An 8,694-nucleotide genomic window follows, 5' to 3' on the forward strand; every position below is an offset into this window, starting at 1 on the left:
CCCGCGGCTTGCACGCGGCGCCCGGCTGGTTCCGGTGCGGGGGTAGATGTGGATCACCTCCCTGTTAGAACGGCGGCTCCGCAGCCTGCGGCGGCTGCTGGTACTGGGGCTGTGCGGGCTGGGGAGCCTGCTGGAACGGGCCAGGACCGGCCGGGGGCTGCTGCTGCACCGGCGGCGCGAATGCGGCCTGCTGCTGCCCCTGCCCGCCCCACGGCTGCGCGGGGGGCTGCTGCCCCTGCTGCGGCTGTGACCACGCATCCGTTGCCTGCGGATAGTGCTGCTGTGCCGGTGTCGGTGCCTGCTGGAACGGCTGCTGCTGGGGCGCGTACTGCTGCGGCTGCTGGGGCTGCTGATAGCCGCCCTGCTGCACCTGACCCGGCGTCACCTGCACCTCAAAGTGCTTGAGGGTCTTGCCGCCTGCGCGCTGCTCCTTCTGCGCATACCGGATCATGATGTGATCGCCGGCCTCCGGGCGCAGGCGGACCAGCTCGATCTTCAGCTTGATCTGCCCGGCGGTGACGGTGACCTCTTCGCCGTTGTCGGTGGTGATGAACAGCTGCGCCGCAACGCTGCCGTCGTTGAAAACGTGGGGCCGGATCAGGCTGATCGTGCCGGACACGAAATCGCCCGGGTTGTCGAAGGTGACGTAATTGCCACCGACCTTCATGCTGGGGTCGTCCCAAACACTCATTGTGTGGTCCTAACTGTGGGGTGGGTCTTGTTGGGTGGGGTTGGGTTGTTGCAGGGGGTCAGTCCTTGAGCCAGGGCAAACCCTCATCGTCAGCCGCGGGGGCGGCTTCCTCTTCGGCCACGGCGTCCGCCACAGCCTTGGCCCGGGATTTCCGGACACGCTTCGGCTTCTCTGCCGGCGCCTCTTCGGCGGCCGGTTCGGGTGCCACCGGGTCGGGCTCGTTCATCAGCGCCTCGAGGGCGGCGACCTCGGCGGCCGACGCCTCGGGCAGCTTCTCGGCCTCGTCGGTGCTGTCGTCCTCGGCCGGCAGGGCCAGCTCGTCCTCGGCGGCATCGTCTGCAGCGTCCTCGGCCTGGCGGTCCAGAACTTCGCCGGTCTCCAAATCGACGAGGTCGACCAGGTTGGCGAACAGCTTGGACAGCTCGTCCTCCAAGTCGATCGGCAGCATCACCGCCCCGGTCCGGCGCTCCAAACCACGCACCAGCAGCCGCTGCGCCTGCTCCGTGTCCTGCGGGTCGATCGGCTCCACACGCCGGATCCGGACCGTGGCAACCTTGTCGCCGGTGTCCGTGTCGATGGTGATGGACTTGCAATCCACCACAGCCACGATCAGCGCCGTCTTGTGCGGGTCCGCGGTCAGTGCCCGGGCCAGTGATCCGAGCCCGTTGTTGTCACCACCGGGGAGGGTTCCAGAAAGCTTTGTCATAGCGGGGTTTCCTTACTGGTAGGGGTGGGTTAGAAATCTTTGCCGTGGTGCAGGGCCGCCTGCTCGAGCCGTTCCCGCGCCCGGCAGGTCGCCCGGTGCGCTTCCTCGGCGCCGGCTTCGTACTCGGCGGCCTTGTCGCGGGCCATGCTGGCCAGCCGGTCGGCACGCTGCTCGATGCGCTGCGCCTGCCCGTATTCCTCGGCGGCCTTTTCCAGCTCGGTCACGGCTACATCACCTCCGGAACCTGCAGGGCCGCCACAGCAAGGGCACCCAACGCCGCACCCTCGACCAGCTGTGCCATGCGCTGCACCTTCACGGCTTGCACCCATGCAAGGGTGGTGATGTGGCCCGGTGCGGTGGCTTGGGCCTTGTATGCGGCGTCCTGCGCCGCCTGCGCCTTCGCCGTTGCCCGGTGCGCCTCGTGGTACTGGCGGGCTGCCTTTTCAAGCTGTTCCATCGCCCTGTCCTTCCGTTGGTTCTTCTCCGGATCCGTCACAGCGGCGGCATTCCGGCGGTGCATAGTCGCGGCTGGTGTCTGGGTCGTTGCCCGTCCCGCCACACCGGCCACAGGTGGCGATCACTTGACGTCGCCCTTGAGGAATGCGTAGAACTTGGTGGCCACGAAGACCGCCTTGCCCTCCGGGTCTGTCCAGCACTGGGTCGGGGTGATCCCCTGCTTCATGGCCTCAATAGCCAGCACCAATGCCCGCTCCCGCGTGTCCAGTTCCAGCAGTGCGGCCTTTTCAGCGGCCCCGTTGTCCGGTGCCTGCGGGGCAGCAACACCGAAGGCGCCGCGGGGGATAATCGGCACACCGCCCTTGCGTGCGTCGACGTTGGCGCGATCCAGGTTGCCCATCACGCACCACCCATCAGCTCGCCATGGCGAACCTTCGCCGCCGCCGTATGCTCCTCCGACCAGACCGGCTGATTATGGTTCCAAAGAACCTTGAGCGTGTTCTCGTCGATCGCCCCACGGATCGCCTGCAGCAGCGCCGCGGACACTTCCCCGGCCAGGTTGTCGAAACCGGCCTGTGACCCGGGCATGTTCCGCGGCGGCAGCGACTCGGCCACGGGCCGGGCAGCCACGGCGGCACTGGCAGCAGCGGCCGCCTCGTGCGTCTGGGCTATCACCTGCTGCAGCGGGTTCGCCTGCTGCGGGGCCTGGGGCGCCGCCTGCGGGGCTGCGGTCGGCAACTCCATGGCCGTCTGCCCGGGCACCTCCGCGGGGGCGTAGAACGGCTTGAACAAGTCCTTCCGCTTCCGCCACGCCTGCACCCCAACCGCCAGCTGCGTGCACGCATACCAGCCAGCCGTCAGGTCACACCAGATCAGCTCGCAAGTACCGGTCCCGGCGGGCAGGTGAATGATGATCCCGGCCGTCTGGGACACCGGCGGCAAGTCGATGCGCTGGCCCGTGTCGGCGTCGTACCCTTTACCGTGCGCGTAGGCTGCCAGCTGCATGCAAATCTTGCCCATGCCGTACTCAATGGACCCGGTCTTGACGTCGGCGATGTAGTAGCGGCCGTTGTACTTCACGATCCGGTCCATGGTGCCGGCCACAGCCAGCTCGTCAATGACCACGAACTGCTCGATAGCGGCCATCTCAAAAATGCTGGTGGCCTGCACATAGGCGGCGAGGTCCGGTTTGAACGCGTCCGGCATGGCTGAAATGTCCAGCCCGTTGTCGTGGTTCTCCGTGAACTTGTGGAGCGCCGAACCAAGGTCGGCCTTGTCGGATGAGCCGGCCGCGTCCAGGCACTTCTCGGCGATCGCGTTCAGCTTCCGGTCGTCGTCCAGTGACGAGGCGACCTCCATCTGCAGCGATGGGCGGGACATAACGCCCTTGAGCGCCATCCGCATCTTCCACTTGGTGAGGTTGCTGGTGTCCTCGAGCGGGCCAACAAAGGTGGTGACGCGCTGGTATGCCTTGAGCTTGCCGTCCGGCTGCTTGATCTGTGGGCGGCCCCAACGATCCCTCGGGATCAGGTCGGCGGCGGCGCCGGTGAAAAACTGCTTGATGTCGGTCACGGTTGCGGGTTCCTTGCCTTGGGAGCGGGTTTCAGATGGTGTCGCGGTGCGACGGGTAGCGGGGAATGTCCCACACGGCGGCGGCGAGGTTCGCCGGGTTGAGCATGTTGGCAGCCGCCGCTTCGGCCTGCTGCTTTTCCATGTGCTGCGCCAGAGCCAGATAGGCGGCCGCCAGCGTGTACAGTTCTTCGACCCCGTCACCGGGGAGGCTGATGAAATGGATGGTGTCGGCGGGGTTGTGCGGGTCCGGGATTTCCACATACGGGACGTCCTTGCGGCCGAGCTTGACCTCGGGCAGCAAGTCCTTCCAGATGTAGATCGTCAAGGTCGCGTCGTTGAAATTGGACATGGCAGGTCACGGCTTCCGGGTGGAGTGGGGTGGGTTAGATCAGGTCGGACAGGGGAGGGTCCGGGATGCCGAGGGCGGCGAGGATGGATTCAACAGCCCCGATCGGGGCCTTGTTCAGGACGCACCACTTGGCCTTGTCCTCTTCCTCCGGGGTCGCCGGCGGGTCGTCACCGAGGCTGTTCCAGCTGCCCGGCTTCACGGTCTTGATGTAGTCCATGGCCCTAGCCCCGAAGTTCCGGCTGGAATGCGTCGGTCAGCTCGAACACGACAGCGCGGTAACCGGCAAAAATCGTGAGGTTCGCCATGGCGTACATGATTTCGGCACGTTCGGCCTCGAGGGCCGCAGCCCGGTCCTGCTCCACACGGCGCAGGTTCCGCTTGGCGTGCGCCCCATGCTTCCGCGGTGCGGGTTCTGGCGGGTCCGGCGTCTTGCCGTTGAGTTCGTAGATGCCGGGGTAGTACGGAAATTCGTTGTGCCCGGTTTCGTGGCTGTAGTCGGCACGTCCGTCGCCGTAGTAGGGGTCGTCGTATTCCGTGGGCTGGGCGCCGTACATCAGGCGTCCCGTCCGGTGCGCTGCGCGGCCCGGGCCTGCTGGGCCTTGTGGCGGCGTTCAGCGCCGGCAACGAGGCCGACAATGAAGCTTGCAATGGCGAGCCATACGAGGCCGACAATCAGCAGGCCGAAAAGGAATTGAGTCATTGTGATCACTTCTTCGTGGATCGGGTAATGAGGGTTTCGGGTTCGACGTTCAGCGCGTCGGCCACGGCGTCGATTTCATCGAGCCGGAACGGAATCTTGCCGGACAGCTTCCGTGAAGCTGTCTGCTGGCAAGTGCCTAAAACGCGGGCCAAGGTTGCTTGAGTGACCCGTGAAGCCAAGGCCAGCTCCCGGACTCTACGTGCTACGCGCTCCGGGGCTGGTTCTGTTTCCATATGTGTAATCTACGCGCTGTGTGTGTAGCTGGCAAGAAGCAGTTTACGCGCTGGGCGCGTGAAGTGGTCGACACTTGGTGAAAATTTGCCGGGATCGGGTACTTTACACGCGCGCAGCGCGTAATTAGACTTGGTTCATGAGCAGCCAACCAAACCAATTTGTCCCCAATTTCGCAGGGGAATCACGGTCTCAGGCAGTTGCGCGGCGACTAAGGGGACAGATCGCGGAAAGCAGCTTAACGCAGACGGAACTCGAAGCTCGGTCCGGAATCTCCCAGCAAAAGATTTCGCGCCTGACTCGCGGTCGTCAAGACATAAAGATTGTAGAAGTCGAGCAGCTCGCCAATGCTGCCGGATTTGACCTCGACTACATCCTGACCGGCATTAAACGCCAAACGCCGCCCACAGGGGGCGGCGTCAACTTGAGCCTCCATACGGAATCGAACCGTAGACCTTTTCATTACGAGTGAAACGCTCTACCAACTGAGCTATGGAGGCCTGTGTCCGGCTTCAACCCGAACCGGGCCGATGTGCTGAACACAAGAAACAACTCTAATAGGTGCGGGGCGGATGTACAAAATCCGCCCCGCCGAATAGTTCAAAAACTCAGCAGCTTGTGCCTGCTGCCGGCACCTTTCCGTCCACGAAGTAGGCGTCCACCACTGTGGTCAGGCACTCGTTGGAGCGCCCGTAGGCCGTGTGGCCCTCGCCCTTCCATGTCACCAGGACGCCGGAGTCCAGCTGCTTGGCGAGCGCCTCGGCCCACTGGTATGGCGTGGCGGGGTCGCCCGTGGTGCCGACCACCAGGATGGGGCCCGCCCCTGTTGCGGAGATCGGGGCTGGCTTGCCCGTTGCGGGGAACGGCCAGTACTTGCAGCTCAGCCCTGAGAAGGCCAGCAGCTCCCCGAAGGTGGGGGCGGCCTTTTTCAGCAGCTCGGCCTGTTCACGCATGTGCGCCGGGTCGGAGTTCATGGAGTAGTCAAGGCAGTTGACGGCGGAGAACGCCGCGGCCGTGTTGGAGTTGTACTTGCCGTCCGAGTCGCGGTCGGCGGAGAAGTCCGCAAGCATCAGCATGCCCGAGGCGTCCCCGGCGAAGGCCTGCTTGAGGGCGCCGGCCAGCGGCTCCCACAAATCGGTGGAGTACATGCCGAACGCGAGGGCGCCGGCAAACTCCGTGCCTGTCACCACGCGGCCCTCGGGCGTCTGCTGCGGGGTGGCCGAGTAAACGTCGTTCAAATTGCGGATCTGCGCCATGGCGTCATCCACGGTGCCGGACAGGGGGCAGTCCTGGGTGCCCAGGCAATACTTGACCCAGGCGCGCAGCGCGTTTTCAAAGCCCACGGCCTGTCCCATCGACACCTGGTCAATGTCCAGGGAGGGGTCCAAGGCGCCGTCCAGGGAGAACTTGCCCACCCGATCCGGGAACAGCCCGGCGTAGGTTGCACCCAGCTTGGTGCCGTAGGAGAAGCCCATGTAGTTCAGCTTCTTGTCGCCCACCACGGCGCGCAGGATGTCCATGTCCTTGGCAGCGCTGACGGTGTCCATGTGTTCCAGGACGGGCCCGGAGTTCTTGGCGCACAGCGCGTCCTGTGTCTTCATATCGGCCTCGGCCTTGGCCAGGCCGGCATCGGTGAACAGATCGTAGCTGACCTGGCGGGCGGCATCCATCTGGGCATCGTCCAGGCACTTGACGCCTGCCGAGCGCTGCACGCCGCGGGGGTCAAAGCCCACCACGTCATAGGCGCCGCGCAGCTTGTCGGAGAAGTAGCTCTTTGCCCCGTCCTTGACCATGTTTACGCCCGAGCCGCCCGGGCCGCCGGGGTTGACCAGCATGGCGCCCTGCCGCTTGCCCGTGGCGGGCAGCCGGATCGCGGAGATCTTGACCGAGTCCTTCTTGGGCTTGTCGTAGTCCAGCGGCACCTCCACCTCGGCGCACTGGAAGCCGCCGTTGCACGACGTCCACGTGACCACCTGCGTGTAAAAGTCCGACAGGTCCGCAGGCACGTCCCCCACCACCTGTGCATCCGCGGAGGTGGTTACATCCGGCGCCTGGGTCGGCGCCGAACAGGAGGACAAAAGCAGCGCAAGGACCGCCGCCGCTGCGGTGAGGGGCAGGCGGAGGCGGTTCCGGCGTCGTACTTTTCCAGCAGTCATATGGTGGTCCTTCGGGATCTAGAGCAGGCTGACAGCCATGGCCTCCAGGGCCAGCAGCGGGGCAACGTTGGTGGTGGTCAGGCGGCGCCGCACGGCATTGACGGCGTCCATGCGGGCCAGGGTTGTTTCGGGGCGGGCGCCGGCTGCATACTCCTGCAGGGCCGCCCGGAGTGGCTCGTTGACCAGTTCAACCGAGGCAGGCCCGGCACCGGTTACTCCACGGGCGTCCAGCTGCAGCACCAGCACGTCGCGGTAGAAGGAGAGAAGGTCAGTCAGGGCCCGGTCAAGGTGGTCCGTCACGGAGCGCTTGGCACGGCGCTTCTGGTCCTCCTCGAGTGCCCGGACCTGCGCGCGCAGGGGTGGCGGCAGGGTCCCGGTTTCGGGCGCGCCCAGCGATTCCAGCAGCTTGGCCTTTTCGACGGCGTCGCGCTCCTCGTTGGAGGACGCGGCCTCGGCCTGGGCCAGCTCCAGCAGGGATGCGGCGGCCAGCACGGCGGTGGTCACATCCCGCAGGTTCAGCGGCAGGCGCACGGTGGCGTCGCGCCGTTCCCGGGCGCCGGCGTCGGTGGCCAGGCGGCGGGCAATGCCAATGTGGCTCTGCGCTGCACGTGCCGCCGTCAGGGCCAGGCCCGGCTCCACGCCGTCGCGGCGCACCAGCAGGGCGGCGACGTCGTCCACGGGGGGAAGGCGCAGCGTTAGTGTGCGGCAGCGCGAGCGGATGGTGACCAGCACGTCCGCGGGGCTGGGGGCGCACAGGATCCAGATGGTGCGAGGCGGCGGCTCCTCGATGGCCTTGAGCAGCACGTTGGTGGTGCGCTCGGCCATGCGGTCGGCGTCGCCCACGATCATGACGCGCCAGCGGGCCGACGACGGGCTGTCGTGCGCCTTGCGGACCAGGCTGCGGGCCTCGTCAATGCTGATGGTGGTTTTCTCGGTCGCGATGAACGTGACGTCGGCGTTGGTGCCGGCCATGGTGGTGTGGCAGGCCTTGCACACGCCGCAGCCGCGGGCAGCCAGCTCGGGCTGCTCACACACCAGGGCGGCGGCAAAGGCCAGGGCCGCGTTGGACCGCCCCGAACCCGGCGGGCCGGTCAGCAGCCAGGCGTGGGTGGGGGCGCCGGACTGCGCGGCCCGGCGCAGCTGCGCCACCACGGATTCCTGGCCCTGCAGGTCCACCCAGACGCTCATGCCGCGCCCTGGCGGCCGCGCTCCTGCAGCAGTTCGGCGATCCGCCGGCCCACGGCGCCCGCCAGTTCCTCCACAGCGGAATTGGCGGGGAGCACCAGATAGCGTTCCGGGCTGGCCGCGGCCAGGTCCAGGAACGCGGCGCGGATGGCGGCATGGAAGTCGTCCGGCTCGGATTCGAGGCGGTCTTCTGCGGCGTCTCCGGCGGTGCGGCGTTGGCGTCCTTCGGAGGGGGCAACGTCCAGCAACACCGTGAGGTCGGGCCAGAGCCCGCTGGCGGCCCAGTCGTTGAGCTTGGTGATGTCCGCGGTGCCCAGCCCGCGTCCGGCGCCCTGGTAGGCAATGGAGGAATCGGCGTAGCGGTCGGTGATGACCACCTCGCCGCGCGCCACGGCCGGGGCGATGACCTGGCTGGCATGTGCTGCCCGGGCGGCGGCAAAGATGAGCGCCTCGGTCTTTGCGTCGATCTCGCCCTGCCCATGGTCAAGGACCAGGGAGCGCAGCTTCTCACCCACGGGGGTTCCGCCCGGTTCACGGGTCCGCAAGACTGTGCGTCCGGCGTCGGACAGGGTCTTTGCCAGCAGTGCGGCCTGGGTGGATTTTCCCGCGCCGTCGCCGCCCTCAAAAGCAATGAAAAGGCCCGGCATG

At 66.6% G+C, this 8,694-nt stretch carries 15 protein-coding genes and 1 tRNA gene; 1 reads left to right on the plus strand and 15 read right to left on the minus strand.

Going from position 1 to position 8,694, the window contains the following annotated elements; all coding sequences use genetic code 11:
- Positions 1–64: 64 nt before the first annotated feature.
- The 11 genes from PCK14_RS13625 to PCK14_RS13675 all read right to left on the minus strand — a co-directional run bounded on the left by PCK14_RS13625 (position 65) and on the right by PCK14_RS13675 (position 4,707).
- Positions 65–691 (minus strand): hypothetical protein, encoded by a 627-nt coding sequence (locus PCK14_RS13625; protein WP_269939050.1) that lies wholly within the window; start codon positions 689–691, stop codon positions 65–67.
- Positions 692–749: 58 nt separating this feature from the next.
- A complete protein-coding gene (locus tag PCK14_RS13630; RefSeq protein ID WP_269939051.1) occupies positions 750–1,397 on the minus strand; it encodes a hypothetical protein in 648 nt (215 codons plus the stop codon).
- A gap of 29 nt (positions 1,398–1,426) precedes the next feature.
- Positions 1,427–1,621, minus strand: coding sequence for a hypothetical protein (locus PCK14_RS13635; protein WP_269939052.1), 195 nt, complete (start codon positions 1,619–1,621; stop codon positions 1,427–1,429).
- A gap of 2 nt (positions 1,622–1,623) precedes the next feature.
- Entirely contained in the window at positions 1,624–1,854 is a 231-nt protein-coding gene (locus tag PCK14_RS13640; protein ID WP_269939053.1) for a hypothetical protein, read from the minus strand.
- A 120-nt stretch (positions 1,855–1,974) separates the two neighbouring features.
- The gene (locus tag PCK14_RS13645; RefSeq protein ID WP_269939054.1) at positions 1,975–2,253 is read right to left on the minus strand and encodes a hypothetical protein; all 279 of its coding nucleotides are present in this window, start codon (positions 2,251–2,253) and stop codon (positions 1,975–1,977) included.
- Positions 2,253–3,425 carry a hypothetical protein gene (locus PCK14_RS13650; protein WP_269939055.1) on the minus strand — a complete coding sequence of 391 codons (1,173 nt, stop codon included), beginning with the start codon at positions 3,423–3,425 and terminating at the stop codon, positions 2,253–2,255. The genes PCK14_RS13645 and PCK14_RS13650 overlap by 1 nt, the downstream gene beginning before the upstream one ends.
- A gap of 31 nt (positions 3,426–3,456) precedes the next feature.
- Positions 3,457–3,774: a hypothetical protein gene (locus tag PCK14_RS13655; protein WP_269939056.1), complete on the minus strand. Its 318-nt coding sequence runs from the start codon at positions 3,772–3,774 to the stop codon at positions 3,457–3,459.
- A 34-nt stretch (positions 3,775–3,808) separates the two neighbouring features.
- Positions 3,809–3,991 carry a hypothetical protein gene (locus PCK14_RS13660; RefSeq protein ID WP_269939057.1) on the minus strand — a complete coding sequence of 61 codons (183 nt, stop codon included), beginning with the start codon at positions 3,989–3,991 and terminating at the stop codon, positions 3,809–3,811.
- 4 nt (positions 3,992–3,995) lie between these two features.
- On the minus strand, positions 3,996–4,328 hold the full coding sequence (locus tag PCK14_RS13665; protein ID WP_269939058.1) for a hypothetical protein: 333 nt from the start codon (positions 4,326–4,328) through the stop codon (positions 3,996–3,998).
- Positions 4,328–4,474, minus strand: a complete 147-nt coding sequence (locus PCK14_RS13670) for a hypothetical protein (protein ID WP_269939059.1) — start codon at positions 4,472–4,474, stop codon at positions 4,328–4,330. The genes PCK14_RS13665 and PCK14_RS13670 overlap by 1 nt, the downstream gene beginning before the upstream one ends.
- A gap of 5 nt (positions 4,475–4,479) precedes the next feature.
- Positions 4,480–4,707, minus strand: a complete 228-nt coding sequence (locus tag PCK14_RS13675; protein ID WP_269939060.1) for a helix-turn-helix domain-containing protein — start codon at positions 4,705–4,707, stop codon at positions 4,480–4,482.
- 137 nt (positions 4,708–4,844) lie between these two features.
- Here PCK14_RS13675 and PCK14_RS19375 point away from each other — a divergent pair, with 137 nt between their 5' ends.
- The gene (locus PCK14_RS19375; protein WP_442864721.1) at positions 4,845–5,177 is read left to right on the plus strand and encodes a helix-turn-helix domain-containing protein; all 333 of its coding nucleotides are present in this window, start codon (positions 4,845–4,847) and stop codon (positions 5,175–5,177) included.
- Here PCK14_RS19375 and PCK14_RS13685 read toward each other — a convergent pair.
- The 4 genes from PCK14_RS13685 to tmk form a co-directional block, all read right to left on the minus strand.
- Positions 5,133–5,205, minus strand: a tRNA-Thr gene (locus PCK14_RS13685). The two genes, PCK14_RS19375 and PCK14_RS13685, sit on opposite strands and share 45 nt — an antisense overlap.
- A gap of 108 nt (positions 5,206–5,313) precedes the next feature.
- Positions 5,314–6,861, minus strand: coding sequence for an alpha/beta hydrolase (locus PCK14_RS13690; protein WP_269939062.1), 1,548 nt, complete (start codon positions 6,859–6,861; stop codon positions 5,314–5,316).
- An 18-nt stretch (positions 6,862–6,879) separates the two neighbouring features.
- Positions 6,880–8,049 carry a DNA polymerase III subunit delta' gene (locus PCK14_RS13695; protein ID WP_269939063.1) on the minus strand — a complete coding sequence of 390 codons (1,170 nt, stop codon included), beginning with the start codon at positions 8,047–8,049 and terminating at the stop codon, positions 6,880–6,882.
- Entirely contained in the window at positions 8,046–8,693 is a 648-nt protein-coding gene (tmk, locus tag PCK14_RS13700) for a dTMP kinase (RefSeq protein ID WP_269939083.1), read from the minus strand. The genes PCK14_RS13695 and tmk overlap by 4 nt, the downstream gene beginning before the upstream one ends.
- Position 8,694 lies beyond the last annotated feature (1 nt).

The organism is Arthrobacter sp. HY1533 (assembly GCF_027568515.1).
Lineage (GTDB): Bacteria > Actinomycetota > Actinomycetes > Actinomycetales > Micrococcaceae > Specibacter.